9 protein-coding genes and 2 pseudogenes are annotated in these 14,338 nt (G+C 58.4%); 7 read left to right on the forward strand and 4 right to left on the reverse strand.

Going from position 1 to position 14,338, the window contains the following annotated elements:
* The first annotated feature begins 8 nt into the window (after positions 1-8).
* The 3 genes from ASC96_RS00660 to ASC96_RS00670 are packed head-to-tail and all read left to right on the forward strand — an operon-like array spanning position 9 to position 6,592.
* Positions 9-3,248, forward strand: a complete 3,240-nt coding sequence (locus ASC96_RS00660) for a site-specific DNA-methyltransferase (protein ID WP_060500383.1) — start codon at positions 9-11, stop codon at positions 3,246-3,248.
* Positions 3,249-3,252: 4 nt separating this feature from the next.
* Positions 3,253-6,219, forward strand: a complete 2,967-nt coding sequence (locus ASC96_RS00665) for a DEAD/DEAH box helicase family protein (RefSeq protein WP_060500385.1) — start codon at positions 3,253-3,255, stop codon at positions 6,217-6,219.
* The gene (locus tag ASC96_RS00670) at positions 6,212-6,592 is read left to right on the forward strand and encodes a DUF6883 domain-containing protein (protein WP_060500387.1); all 381 of its coding nucleotides are present in this window, start codon (positions 6,212-6,214) and stop codon (positions 6,590-6,592) included. The genes ASC96_RS00665 and ASC96_RS00670 overlap by 8 nt, the downstream gene beginning before the upstream one ends.
* 340 nt (positions 6,593-6,932) lie before the next feature.
* Here ASC96_RS00670 and ASC96_RS00675 read toward each other — a convergent pair whose 3' ends face one another.
* On the reverse strand, positions 6,933-7,235 hold the full coding sequence (locus tag ASC96_RS00675) for an antibiotic biosynthesis monooxygenase (RefSeq protein ID WP_060500389.1): 303 nt from the start codon (positions 7,233-7,235) through the stop codon (positions 6,933-6,935).
* Between the two features lie 76 nt (positions 7,236-7,311).
* On the opposite strand from ASC96_RS00675, the pseudogene ASC96_RS00680 reads away from it, so the two are divergent.
* Positions 7,312-7,737, forward strand: a pseudogene (locus tag ASC96_RS00680) (substrate binding domain-containing protein); the annotation flags it as partial.
* Positions 7,738-8,013: 276 nt separating this feature from the next.
* Here ASC96_RS00680 and ASC96_RS00685 read toward each other — a convergent pair.
* The 3 genes and pseudogenes from ASC96_RS00685 to ASC96_RS34330 form a co-directional block, all read right to left on the reverse strand.
* The gene (locus ASC96_RS00685; protein WP_060500391.1) at positions 8,014-8,514 is read right to left on the reverse strand and encodes a hypothetical protein; all 501 of its coding nucleotides are present in this window, start codon (positions 8,512-8,514) and stop codon (positions 8,014-8,016) included.
* A gap of 800 nt (positions 8,515-9,314) precedes the next feature.
* Positions 9,315-10,088, reverse strand: a complete 774-nt coding sequence (locus ASC96_RS00690; protein ID WP_156397334.1) for an RES family NAD+ phosphorylase — start codon at positions 10,086-10,088, stop codon at positions 9,315-9,317.
* A gap of 406 nt (positions 10,089-10,494) precedes the next feature.
* Positions 10,495-10,987, reverse strand: a pseudogene (locus ASC96_RS34330) (tyrosine-type recombinase/integrase); the annotation flags it as partial.
* 370 nt (positions 10,988-11,357) lie between these two features.
* On the opposite strand from ASC96_RS34330, the gene ASC96_RS00705 reads away from it, so the two are divergent.
* From ASC96_RS00705 to ASC96_RS00715, 3 genes are read left to right on the forward strand one after another with little or no spacing between them, the layout of a single operon-like run.
* The gene (locus ASC96_RS00705; RefSeq protein ID WP_156397336.1) at positions 11,358-12,026 is read left to right on the forward strand and encodes a thermonuclease family protein; all 669 of its coding nucleotides are present in this window, start codon (positions 11,358-11,360) and stop codon (positions 12,024-12,026) included.
* Positions 12,027-12,080: 54 nt separating this feature from the next.
* Positions 12,081-13,532 (forward strand): hypothetical protein, encoded by a 1,452-nt coding sequence (locus ASC96_RS00710; RefSeq protein ID WP_060500397.1) that lies wholly within the window; start codon positions 12,081-12,083, stop codon positions 13,530-13,532.
* The gene (locus ASC96_RS00715) at positions 13,513-14,328 is read left to right on the forward strand and encodes a hypothetical protein (RefSeq protein ID WP_060500399.1); all 816 of its coding nucleotides are present in this window, start codon (positions 13,513-13,515) and stop codon (positions 14,326-14,328) included. The genes ASC96_RS00710 and ASC96_RS00715 overlap by 20 nt, the downstream gene beginning before the upstream one ends.
* The last annotated feature ends 10 nt before the right edge of the window (positions 14,329-14,338 follow it).

A 14,338-nucleotide genomic window follows, 5' to 3' on the forward strand; every position in this document is an offset into this window, starting at 1 on the left:
TGGCCCCCATGTCTGATATTTCCAACCTGATCCTGTCCCTGACACCCGAAGATGGTTCCACGATTGGCGACGGGGCCATGCTGGCGCTGCTGCGCGAGCATATGTCGGACCTTGCCGAAGACGACTACATCGCCGTGCGCGATGCGCTGATAGATGAGGGCGTGCTGGGGCGTGGCAACGGACGTGGCGGGTCGATCTTCCGTGTCACAGGTGAACCGGACGATGAGGATGGCGATCTGGACGAGGATGAGAGCGACGAGGACGACGGGTTCGAACTGACCCATACCGAAGAAGCCGCCTCGCGTCAGCGACGGGCTAAGGCTGGGAAGAAGGTCGCGCGCCGGCCGGACGGCCCGGTGCAGGTGCTGTCCTACCGCCACGGCGAGACGCGGGTGAACAACCCCGAGGTGGGCATGGTCCATGCCGGCACCGATCCGGATGGCGACAAGACGGTCTGGGCCTATGATCCGCATCTCGACCCAGTGCTGAATTTTGACTCGGCGCGGGCCGGGATCGAACGGCTCATCGACGATGCGCTGGCCAGCGACGATCCGGAGCGAATGCGAGACGCACTGCAGGAACTGAAGCGGCTGCAGGCGCCCTATCTCAACTGGACGGGTAAGGCTGAGCGGACCAGCGTCGCGGTCGATACTGTCTCGCTCCATGTCCATGAACGGGTGGACCCGGCGACGATCCTCGCTAAGGCGGCAAAGCGTCTGAAGGGCAAGGACGCGGCGACGAAATGGCGACAGCCGGACCTGTTTGCTGCGCCATTCGAGAATCTGCCGCTGCGCCAGGCTCTCGATTTCTATCATCACGAAAAAGGCTGGTCGAACCGGCTGGTGGCGGGCGACAGCCTCTTGGTGATGAACTCGCTCCTGACCAAGGAGAGCATGGGGGGCAAGGTGCAGATGATCTACATCGACCCGCCCTATGGCATCAAATACGGGTCGAACTTCCAGCCCTTTACCAACAAGCGCGACGTGAAGGACCGCTCGGATGCAGACCTCACCCAGGAACCCGAAATGATCAAGGCGTTCCGGGATACCTGGGAACTCGGCATCCACTCCTACCTCACCTATCTGCGCGACCGGCTGATGCTGGCGCGGGAACTGCTGACCGAGAGCGGGTCGGTGTTCGTGCAGATTTCGGATGAGAATTTGCACCATGTTCGGGAAATCCTCGATGAGCTATTCACCACCAAGAACTTTGTCTCACTGATCACATTTGTGAAAACGTCGACTACAACCGGCGAAAAGCTGGCTGGTGTTCACGACTACATTCTTTGGTATTCCAAGTCACCCGGAGGCGCAAAATACCGGGCGCCACTTCGAGAAAAACGTCCGGGCGAGGTTGGGGGCTCCGGATATAATAAGCTCAAACGCTCTAACGGAAGCAGCGAACGCCTTACCGCCGCGAATGCTGATCAGGGGCGCATTTATTGCAGAGATAATATCACAAGCCAAAGCGGCGGCCGTCAAAAGGGCGAAGGTGCTGCCTGTTGGTTTCCAATTGAGGTCGATGGTTTTTCAGTGACGCCATCCATGGATGCGACCTGGAAAACCAACGAATCTGGCATGGCAAGGCTCATGAAAGCAGGGCGCATCGAGGCAGGTGCTCAAAGTGCTGGCTACGTGCGCTATTTGGATGACTACCCCGTTTTCCCATACAATGACTATTGGGGGGACGTTATGCCGAGCTTCATGGCCGACAAAGTATACGTCGTTCAGTCATCAGAGAAGGTCATCGAACGCTGCCTCCTGATGACCACCGATCCCGGCGATCTGGTGCTCGATCCCACCTGTGGCTCCGGCACCACCGCCTTTGTCGCCGAGAAATGGGGGCGGCGCTGGATCACCTGCGACACGTCCCGCGTGGCGATCACGCTGGCTAAGCAGCGGCTGATGACCGCCAGCTTCGACTACTATGCGCTGCGCTATCCGCATGAGGGGCTGGGGGGCGGCTTCGACTATAAAACCGTGCCGCACATCACGCTCAAAAGCATCGCCAACAACCCCGACATCGACACGATCTACAGCGAGGATAACCCGAAGATCGCGGCGGCGCTGGCAGACCTGAACGCTGCTCTGACGGCTGCCCCGCCGAAGCCCATCAAGCCCGCTCAAGGCGCGCGCAAGGGCAAGTCGGTGGACTTCGCCAAGGGCGACACCCTGCACGAATGGGAGGTGCCCTTCGGCTGGCCCGACGATTGGCCCAAGGCTGCCCGCACGGCATTCGATGCCTTCCACACCGCACGGCAGGCGATGCAGCGCCGCATGGACCAGTCCATCGCCGACCATGCCGAGCAGGAAACGCTCTACGACAAACCGCGCATCGACAAATCCAAGCTGCGCATCTGCGGACCCTTCTCGGTCGAGGCGGTGCCGGCGCCCACCGTCCTGTCGCTCGACGACAGCATCCCGCCGCAAGACGCTGATGAGACCGTCGCCCGCTCCGGCGAGACCTCGCGCCAGGCGCTGTGGCGCGACGAACTCCTGAAGACCGGCGTGCGCGGCAAGGGCGGCGCCATGCTCCGCTTCGCCGAGTTCGAGACGCTGCCAGGGCTGAAACACATCCACGCCAGCGGATCGCTTGCCGAGACCGGCGAACGCGTCGTCGTCAGCTTCGGCCCCGAACACGCGGCGCTGGAGCAGCGGCAGGTGGAACTGGCGCTGACCGAGGCCGAGACGCTGCGCCCGTCGCCGAAATTCATCCTGTTCTGCGCCTTCACCTTCGACCCGGAGGCCGCGAAGGACATCGACGAGGTGAACTGGCCTGGCGTGACGCTTCTCAAGGCGCAGATGAACACCGACCTCTTGACTGAGGATCTTAAGAAAGGCCGCAGTTCCAACCAGTCCTTTTGGTTGATGGGCCAGCCCGATGTGGAACTGCGCAAGCGCAAGGACGGGTTGTGGGAGGTTCAGGTCAACGGCTTCGACTATTTCGATCCGCGCAAAGGCGATCTGGTTTCGGGCGGCACTAAGCAGATCGCCATGTGGTCGCTGGACGTGGATTACGACAACCGATCCTTGATGCCGCATCAGGTGTTCTTCCCGATGGCAGATGCCAAGGGCGGCTGGAACCGCCTGCGCAAGACCGTGCGGGCTGAACTGGACGACGACCTGCTGGAGCAGTTCCACGGCGCAGTCTCGCTGCCCTTCGAGGCGGGCGAGAACCGGCGCATTGCGGTCAAGATCGTGGACGACCGCGGGATCGAGTCACTCAAGATCATGTCGCTGGAGGGATAAGCCCATGTCCCTCATCATCAATTCGCCCTTCGTCTCACCGGCGCAACATTGGGTCGAGGCCAAGGGCGGCAAGCTGGAGATCAAGTCTGAACGGCGGCCAGCAAGCTACGAGGTCTTCGACGCGCGCAACAACACCAAGCGCACCGAGGTGCTGGACCTGGTGAACACGATCCGCACCCGCGTGGATCAGTGGCGCGCGGACGGCTGGCCCGGTGTGACCATCGTCACCCGCAAACTGTTGGAGCACTGGCACGACCGCGAAGCGCGACACCATCCGTTCTATTTCTGCCAGCTTGAGGCCATCGAGACGCTGATCTGGTGGGTCGAAGGCGCCGAGGCCTATAAACAGGGCATCGCGATCCCAGGCGATGGTGGCGTCTGGGAGCGGCTCTGCAACAAGATGGCGACGGGCGCGGGCAAGACCACGGTGATGGCGATGATCATCACCTGGCAGGTGCTGAACGCCCTGACCTATCCTAAGCGGAACAAGGATTTTAGCCGCGCCGTGTTCATTGTGGCGCCCGGCCTGACGGTGAAGGAACGGCTGCGGGTGCTATTGCCCAGCGAGGGCAGCTATTACGACGAATTCAATCTGTGCCCGTCCGAGGCCCTGCGCCAGAAGCTGAACCAGGCGGAGGTGATGATCGAGAACTGGCACACGCTGATGCCGCTGAAGGAAGCGGACCGCTCGGTGGTGAAGAAGGGGCGCGAATCCGACGAGGCCTTCACACGGCGCGTGCTGGGCAAGCTGGCGGCGCACAAGGACATCATCGTCATCAACGACGAGGCGCACCACGCCTATCGTAAGCCGCCCGAGGTGAAGATTAGTAAGAAGCACGCCGAGGAGCATGGCATCGACCTCGACGAGGCAACGCGCTGGATTGAGGGGCTCGACCGCATCCACAAGACCCGGCGCATCCAGCGCTGCTTCGACCTGTCGGCCACGCCCTTCGCGCCGACGGGTAAGAAGAGCACAGATACGGCGCTGTTCGACTGGATCATCTCGGATTTTGGCCTGAACGACGCGATCGAGGCCGGGCTGGTGAAGACTCCGCGCGTGGTGGTCAGGGACGATGCGGTTCCGGATGCGAAGACGCTGCGCTCGAAACTCTACCACATTTACCGCGACCCGACCGTTTCCGAAGATCTTAACCGCAAGGCCGAAGCGCATGAGGCGCTGCCGAAGCTGGTCCAGGACGCCTATACGCTGCTCGGCGCCGACTGGCGGGAAACCCGGGCGCAATGGCAGGAGGCCGGGCATCATTCCCCGCCGGTCATGCTGACGGTCTGCAACCGCACTGAAACCGCAGCCCGCATCGAGACCTATTTCAACAAGGGCGACGCGCACTGGCCGGAATTGCACGCGCCGACCCGGACGCTCCGGGTCGATTCCAAGGTGCTGGAGAAGGCTGAGATCGGCGAGACCGCGACCTCCGACAAGGATTACGAGGCGCGGCTGAAGGCAATCATCGACGCTGCGACCATCCCCGAGACCCGCCGCCAGCAGCTCCGCGCCCTGAAGAAGGAAGAACTGCTGCGTGAGATCGTGGACAACGTCGGAAAGCGGGGTGCGGCCGGACAGGATCTGCAGAACGTCATATCGGTTGCGATGCTGTCGGAGGGATGGGACGCCAAGAACGTCACGCATATCATGGGTCTCCGGGCCTTCACCTCACAGTTGCTCTGCGAACAGGTCGTCGGGCGCGGATTGCGTCGGGTGTCCTATGACACGGACGAGAATGGTCTGTTCCTGCCCGAATACGTCAACGTTTTCGGTGTGCCGCTTTCCATTTCGGAAACAGGCGAAGGCGGGGAGGCTCCGCCGCCTCCGAAGCCAACCACTCAGATCGAAGTCCTGCCCGAGCGGACCCACCTGGAACTTCGCTGGCCGAACGTGCTGCGGGTTGAAACGGTCGTGAGGCCGCAGCTTGCCATGGACTGGGGCAAGGTAGCACGGCTCGTGCTCGACCCTGCCAGCACGCCAATCAGCGCGGAATTGGCCCCCGCGCTCGGCGGCGCGACCGACATGGGCAAGGTGACAGCCATCGACCTCGAGAAACTGCCTGACGGCTTTCGTCTGCAACGTCTCGTCTTTCAGGCAGCGCGGAAGGCCTTCGCCGAACTCAGCCACGGTTTTTCGGGTAACCATGAGTATCTTGCGGCGCAGTTGGTCAGGATCGTCGAGGCGTTCCTCCACTCCGACCGCCTCGACATTCCGTCGCTGTTCCACTCCGACCCGCTTCGGCGGCGGATTCTGATCGCACTGAACATCGACCTTGTCGTTCAGCATGTTCTGAGCAACGTGACCGAGCAGAACACGGAACGTCTGACGCCGGTGTTCGACGAGGAAAACCCGATCGGCGCCACCGGCCAGATGCGGACCTGGTACACCACCAAGCCGTGCTTTCCTACCACCAAGTCGCATATCAGCGACCTGGTCGGAGACTCATCCTGGGAGGGACATGCAGCGAACATCTTCGAGAAGCGCGACGACGTCATCGCCTATGCCAAGAACGATCATCTCGGCTTCCAGATCTACTACATGTGGGCCGGTTCACGGCGACGGTATGTTCCGGATTTCCTCGTCCGCCTCACAGGTGGGACGATGCTGGCGCTGGAAGTCAAGGGCACTGACAGCCCGCAGGACAAGGCAAAGAGGCTCGCGCTCGACGAGTGGATCAGGGCAATCAATACTTCAGGTGGCTTCGGTCGCTGGGATTGGGACGTAGCGTTTGCTCCCCATCAAATTGAGGACATTATCCGGAGGAGAGCGGGCCATCGGTTTGCCGCACATTCCCTAGTCAGGCTGCGGCGTGCCTTCACGGCCGCGAGAACGGATATTCCCGCAGGCACCGAAGGAGTCATCGTCGATAGCTATCCGTCGCGAGATGCATACGAGGTTGAGGTTTCGCTTGCCCCGGCCCTGACAGTAACGGTGTTCGGGAGTGATCTGGAGCCGATCGATGCATGACACCCCGCCTCGGCAGCCACTAGGCCAGCAATCGTGGATTGGGAACCCCCAAGAACTTCGCATCGCCGATAATAAGGTCGCTGACTACCTTCTCAACAGCAACCATCCAATAGGAGCGGCGAAGGCCAAATTTTTTGAAGGCGTTGGCCACAAAAGCGAAGACATTGAGTCATTTAAGGAAACGATGCGAGAGCACGCTGCTTGCAATCCTGTCGCTTCAGTAGAGAAACATGCGTTCGGAATAAAGCTGGTCGTTGACTGCTTTGTCGGGATGCCGAATGGCCGCAGTTATTGCATTAGGACGGTTTGGAATGATCACGGAGACGGCCTACCACCTATTTTGATTACCGCGCATCCAATCGATTTAGCCTAAGTACGCGCTATTTCGGAACGAAGAATCAAATCAACATCCACGCTGGGTGGACTCGAATGCGTGCGCAAAGGAGAGCAATGACTAGGGGGGACCTCAAGGGTTCCATCTGAGTAAACAAGTGGCATCCACACTGACGGAAGCATGTGTGCCGTAATGAGCCTACAGAAACAATCGGAGATTACTGAAACGAACGGCGGCTCTTAGAATTAGGGAGCAGGCACCCGAAGGACCGCAATGGGGCCGACAGCGGACAGTCTGAAGTCGGTTGCGTAAACGCGAAAGCAGACATGGGCATGAGCTACAGTTTTCGAAGTTCGGCCAATAGCAGATTCAACCCAACTTATGTTTCCGTGGCATCGCGTTCGTTCAAGGCATCGTACTTGCGAACGTCTCCGCGCATCCGACCTTGCCATCGGCTGACGAGTGCCACGGTGTCGACGGCATCGAGGTGAGCGCTGAGCGCGGATTGATCTGACCAACGCTCCGAAACGAGCAATCGTCCGGCCAGCGGGTCGGCCACCGCGGAGTCATACGCGATGTGGCCGCGACGGTGTCGCATTGCTGCCGCAAGCACTTCCAGATCGCGGAGGAACTGGGCGAGCTCAAGATGATCGACGTACATGCGCCCCGTCACGATCAGCATGATGACGTTCTTTCGGCTTTGGCCCGGATCGCCGACTTCAGTCGATCCGGGTCTTCGGGTGATCCGGTGGCGCTTTATCTCGCGACGGCTCTCGCCCCATCGGCTCTGTTGCTACGCTTCGCCCGCGTATCTGGCTTTGCAAGGCACACCAAAACACCCCGATGACATGGAAGCGCACGAGACGGTAAATCTGCGTTACCAAAACACCGGCCAGGTGTTTCGCTGGCCTTTCCGGATTGGCGATCGTGAGATCGAAATCGTGCCGTCCTCCGGCGTGATCGCGGATGCGAGCGAGGCTGGCTTAGCGACGATCGCCGCAGGCGCTGGCATCGGAATGGCAACGGCCTTCATGGCCGCTCCCTGGCTCAGGCGAAGAGAGTTGGTCGCTATCCTGTCCGACTTCGCCGTGGAGCGGCACAACATCACGGCAGTCTGGCCCGAGAGACGCCGCACCAACCCCGCCGTTCGCGCATTACTGGACTATCTAATTGAGCTGTTCTAGCCCGAAACGCCTCCTACCTGCCTGGCCGCGAGGCACTGTTCATCGACGCCCTCAAGGCACGGCTACGGCAGACCACGAGGGTACGCCGCTACGCCACGAAACGGCAGCGGCTACCGCAGACCTTCATCTCGAAGCGCTCCAGTCTCACATAGCGTTCTTACCTTCTTCGTCCCCCGGTTCCTTCGCCTTTCGACATCAGACCGGCGCTTACCTACCTCGCAACATCGACCGCGTTAGAATGCGGGGACGAGACAAGAAGGAGCTGCTTTCCTTTGTCTATGGAGAGGGCATGTCGAGTCCTGCCGCTACCGTCTCGATCATCTTTCGCTTTGGGGCGCCCTGCGTATGCCTCAGAAGGAAGATGCGGGTGGAGGGGGTGGTCGGCAATACACCCAGTCGCGAACCAGCGAGAGGGACGTCAATCTCCTCATAGGTCATATCCGGTAGCGCCCACTGAATTTTCTTGCTGAATACAAAGACCACGTCGGGCGTATGTTTGGCAATCTCATCCTCAAGCCGTGACTTCGCGACTGGCACCATCGGCCCGCTCAGGTGAGCGTATCGCTTTTCCCCTTCGCCGATCGCCCACGGAGCATAATTCATGAATAGGACTCGACTCCAAAAATCAGAGTGGCTCGTGAAGCCGAAGTAATCGCGGATGTGGTTGAAGAATGGGATATTGTATTCTCCTGAGACGACCTTTTCGAGAACCTCCTCGGTAACTTCTCTGTCGTCTGGCTCATCCTCGCCAAGCCAGTGGGAGTTGCCGACGATCATGACGCGGCGGCCTTCGATGCCATTTTCGTAGAGGTCTCCAAGCCACGGACGGTGGATTACGTACTCTGGATCGATCGCTTCAGAAATTGGTCTTCTCCTTCGGTCATTTGGCTTTCCGAAATCTTAGGGTTAGTAACCCCAGCGCCATAACCGCATATTGAGAACTGAACTGCAACCGATATCCGACGTCGAAAAACGGACACTCACACGCTCAAATCAATTACCACGCACTTAAGGGAAAAACCGAGCCGCCTTCGATCACCCCACCCTTCAGGAGAAGGAAGGAAGTGCGAGGTTGTGGCAACAAAGGAAATGCCACCTATAATTACGCCCACTTAAGGGATTGAACCGCGCCAGGTTTGCCGGAGGGCATTTCGTTAAGTTATGCGGCCATGGCTGCTTCGTCGCTGATTACCCTTGCGACAAGCACCAGGGAGACTATCTCGAATACATGCCTCATCTTGAATGTTTCGTCAGCCGCGACGATGCGCCCTAGAAAACTGCATGGTGTCGATCACCATTCGCCGATGGCTGCACAACGACGGCTTTCAACGACTTCGACATTAGCGGGAAGAGCCGACTGAATTCTCTGCTGATGGGTCATCTGTGCCATGTCGTCACGATGGGCAATGTCTGCTTTAAGGTGCGCATCAAGAGTAGTTTTATGACCGAAAGGAAGGCGCATTGCCGATCGGCAGCTCACGACCCCATTTTGGTCGTCAAGAGGTGATGCATGGATCTCTGAAAACTGCCATTGGTCGTCCCGGAGCGGTGGCACCTGTGCGCCCCATTTGCCGACATCAGTCGGGTTGCAGCGTGATCTTGTGCGTAATGTCTTTTACTTGAAACAATCGACACCTCCCGACTTCGAAATCGTCGATATTGAAAATTGCAACATTGTAGCCGTCCTCGCCGAACGCGCTTTTGTACGCCACGCCGTCGTAACCGAGGGAGCGGAACAATTCCGCGAGGATCTGTGTGGGAGCGTACTCCGCTGCATCGTCGGACCTATCGGCCGGCGCTGAAAATGCCCTGTCGATATCCGACCAGACGGCTTTCTCCATCTCCGCGCGTTCTGGCTCTTTGAAGTATATGAACTGCTTTTCCGCGAGAACGCTACAGTCGATCACTTTCAATTCGCGCAAGCATTTCAAACGGGCGACGGTCACGTAAGCGCCGATGGCAGGCCTGACTTCCGATACTGCCGTGGCGTCGCTTGTCGCCATATAGAGACAGGGTATGCCGCGGGGGTTCACGCGCCCGTCGCCGGCCCGGTCACGCAAAGGCATCATGCGGGCCTTGTTGGCTGCGCACTCGATATCGTCGATGTAGATGTCTTCACCGTCTTCGCTGGTTTGATACATCGGACTCAGGCCATGTGCCACTTGGGCGCGCTTTAATCCCGCGCCCACGTTGACGACACTCTCTCGGGCATGACAGGTCGCCGCGACGGCTTGCAGAAATGCTTCCGTCTCCGGAGACCGAATGAAACGACGTGACGTCACGACCTCGCGTCGGAAATGATAGTAATCACGGTGCGACTTGAAGGTTGGAGCTAAACTCTCTTCCGTCACGTCTTAACTCCCCAAATCCAACCACTAGATCAGTACTAGACGTTCAAACTGGCCTGGGAACATGCTCCAGAAAGTTTTCCCCAATATCCGGCGTCCGGCATGCCGAATTTACAGCGCATCGTAAACTTACATGACCCGCGCGAGCTCGGATTTCGAGATTGACCCGGCGGCGGCTAGTCGTCGTAGGTCGCGTTCGCAGCGCGTGCGGTCTCTCGATGGATGTTCGTCAGGTCGGCTTCTCATTGAAAGAGCGACCGTCCACAAGCCCCCATGAATCGCCATCAAGTCGACTTGAGCAGACCATCTGCGTTTAGGGAATCCGGGATTCGGTCTGAACGACGATTTAGAAGGCGCGAAGCCGCCGGCGTAGAAGGTGCGGCCCCGCTGAATACGGGGCCGCACTGTGTCAAATCTCGATATGCTCAGCCAGTTCCAGTGCATCCTCGATGTTGATACCAAGGTATCTGACCGTATTTTCAATCTTGGTATGTCCTAACAATATTTGGATCGCCGGAAGATTGCCCGTTGCCTTGTAAATCATCGCGGCCTTCGTTCGCCGAAGTGCGTACCGTAGTCTTCGCGCCCCAGTCCGATCGCTGTCACCCATTCATCGACCAATCGCGCATACTCTCGGGTGCTTGGATGATCGGTTGGGTCGACTCGGCTGGGAAAGGCGTAATCGTCAATCGTTCCGCCTCTCCGTTGGAGCCACGCGAGTAGGCCTGCCCGAACTTCTGTCGTGATCTCGAATTGTACCGGGCGACCGGTTTTTTGCTGAACAACCATAGCGCGGGTTCGAATTTCATGGCCGAGACAATGGTGCCGATCTTAATTTTAACGAGATTGCATCCTCGAAGCTTACTGTCGATTGCGAGATCGAATAGCACGCGAACTCTCATGCTCGCGCCTCAACCCGGATGTACACTGCCACCAATGTCAACCGCTGTGATTGTCCAAGCACTCAACATCCGATCCTTTCGGTCGTTGCCAGCGATTTTCCAATCAAGGTGAACGAGCAACGAGCAGGCTGAATCGTGTTCAGATTGAGGATGGCGGAACCGGCTGGACGACGAGCAGAACTGTCGTTGCTGGCGACTAATCGTATTCCGCACGTACTCCAACAGTCGCTAATACCGACCGCCCACTCATGGCCCCGTGAACCCCGGCGCCCGCGCGGGGAATCTTCCAGGTGATATCACCCTGAAATTGTTTATCTTGTTGAGATCACAACCAACTTGCTCTAGCGTCTCCCGCGGGACGTTGGGGGCAATGTTGAAAATTCTATTTTTTTGCGTGGCGATACTTATGCCGCAGTCGATTCAAGCTTTTGCCGGATCGCCGGTTCACGTTGTCGATGGAGACACCCTGGACGTTGGCGGAATCCGTTATCGCCTGCATGGCATCGATGCACCGGAAGCCGCGCAGGTGTGCGCGGGCCGTGACGGTGGCTCATGGAAATGTGGACAGGATTCCATCCGGGTGATGGAGGAACTCACCGGCGGAAAATCAGTCGAATGCGATGACCGTGGCCACGACGCATACGGTCGGACGATTGCTGTCTGCACTGCGGCCGGCGTAGAAATCAATGCGCTGATGATTGAACAAGGGATGGCGTGGGCATTTCGCAAATATTCGCAAGACTACGTCAAAGCCGAAGACGCGGCCCGCCGTCGGGGCGTCGGCATCTGGCAGGCCCCCACCGAAACGGCTTGGGATTTCAGAGCGCACAAATGGAAATCATCGCTCTCCGCCGCCCCTGATCGCGCCTGCCCCATAAAGGGAAACATCAACCGCAAACACGAGCGAATCTACCATGTCCCCTGGTCCAAGGACTACGGAAAGACAAGAATCGATGTGGCAAAGGGCGAGCGATGGTTCTGCACCGAAGAAGAAGCCATTGCGGCCGGCTGGCGAGCTCCACTATGGGGTCACGAATGATCAGACCGCATTGCCTGCCTTATGTTAGAAACAACGAAACCCTTGTGAATTGATATGGCCAAACCCTTCGAAGCACTGAACCGCCTCATCGATAGCGTTCGTGAATCAAACCACGATTTCCGGATCACCACGGACCCTTTTCCTCCACTTGACGCTGAGAAGCTCGCGAAAACGATGGAGCTCGTCAAAAAGGGCGCCGAAAACGGAGCTGAGGAAAAACCGGCATCATCTGCCCAGGCTCTTGACGAAGTTGAAAAAGCCGTGGCCAGCCGCGTGGAGACCGAACGCGACGATTCCTATCAGGTTCTTGAGGATCAGCTTCATACGTACGCCACGCGCATGCAGAACCTCGACTTCAATGGGCATTTTGGAAGGATCCGTCAGGCCAACATTTCGAGCCTTACGGACTTCAGAGCAGAAGTTGCCGGCGGGCGCGACGAACTGTTCGGGCTCCGCCGAAGCCTTAGAGAGGCTGATGACGAACTGGCGGAGTTCAGGAAAGGTAACCGCCTCAAACGGGTCGCACAGACGAAATCCGAAATGGCGACCATCATAAAGTGGATTGTGGTGTTGGCGCTGCTCGTGGGCGAAACCGTTGTCAACGGCATCTATTTGGCCCAAGGCAGCGACCAAGGTCTCGTGGGAGGCGTCGGCCTGGCGTTCGGGTTCGCCGTTGCGAACGTCTGTGGCACCGTGCTCTTGGCCTGGCTCTTCGTTCCCAACATCGTTCATCGCTCACTGTTTCGTAAGTTGGTTGGATTGATGGGGATCACCGCTTGGCTCTGCCTCGCGCTCGGCGTCAATCTCGCCATGGCTCACTACCGAGAAGCGTCTTCCGACACGGCCTCTCAAATCGGCGCTGCCGTCATGACACGTCTCAAGACAGATCCGTTGTTCCTGAAGGATATTGATTCATGGATCCTGTTCGCGACCGGCTTCATGTTCTCCGCAATCGCGCTGTTCGACGTCCTAAGCATTCGCGACATCTATCCTGGCTACGGTGGCGTCCATACCCGGTACGTCAAGGCGCGGCAGAACTATGTCGACCACAAAATGGAGCTGATCGAAGAGCTGAAAGAAATCCGCGACGACCACAACACTAAGGTCGAGACGATCATCCGTGACCTCACTATCCGGCGCCGCGAATGTGCGTCCATCATCGAAAACCGCGCCCGGATCGTGCGTCTGTTCAGCGAACAGCAGGATCGTCTCGAAACTTGCGCAAGAAAGCTTCTCACCATCTATCGTGACGCCAATCGACAGGCCAGGACCAAGGCGGCGCCGAAATATTTCGCACAGCAGTTCGTCCTCGAGCGCAGAAAACCCGTTATCGATACCGGCGACGATTGGAACGACAAGGAGCTGGCGGCACAGATAAAGGCGGCTGAAAGCGAACTTGCGGGGCAGATGCAGCAGATCGGACAAGAGTTCGAGAGTGCCGTCATCGCCTATCATCAGCTCGACGATCTGTTCTCGGAGAATACCAATGGCCAGAAGGCGGCGTAAAAAGCAGACCGACGTATCGTTCGGTGGCCTAATGGGGGCGGTCTTGCTTGTTCTGATCATGATCGGAGCAGTGGTCGGCTACTTCTATCTACGCGATCGATCGGAGCAGTTTCCGCCCCTGAATGCAGAATATTGCCCGACGACCGGTCCGACTTCCATCACGGCCGTTCTCCTAGATACGACGGACCCAATCGCAGATATCACCAAGGTCGATTTGAAGCGGCAGTTTCAGAAGACGATTACGGATGTCGAAAGGGGTGGACTGATCGAGGTCTATGCGCTCACCGACCGCGAAGGCGCCCTGACCCGCACCTATAGAGGCTGCAATCCAGGCGACGGTGCTGACGCCGACGAGCTGGTATCTAACCGCAAACGGATTCAAATGCGGTGGGAGGAAGGCTTTAACAAGCCTCTCCAGAATATTGGCGAGCTACTTGGCGAAGGCTCCGAGGGGAAGCAATCGCCGATCATGGCAGGCATTCAGCGCATCGTGGTGGAGAGCTTTTCCGACGCCAAACTCGAAGACAAACCTAAGACCCTAATCGTCGCCTCGGATATGGTCGAGCACACTGCGGCCTTCTCCATCTACAAGTCCGGCACGGACTACGCCGCCTTCGAGAAAAGCAGCGCAAGCGACAAGTTCAGAAGTCCGCTCGATGGCGTCGGCGTCAAAGTGTTCGCCTTTCAAAGAGAGAATACCAAGCCGCTGAACGAGCTTCCCGATTTCTGGCTCAAATGGGTGGCCGCAAATGGCGGCGAGTGGATCGGTTACGAGAGATTGGCGGGAGTGGAATAATGGGTGCCGG

This window comes from Rhizobium sp. Root1204 (assembly GCF_001424965.1).
Classification (GTDB): domain Bacteria; phylum Pseudomonadota; class Alphaproteobacteria; order Rhizobiales; family Rhizobiaceae; genus Pararhizobium.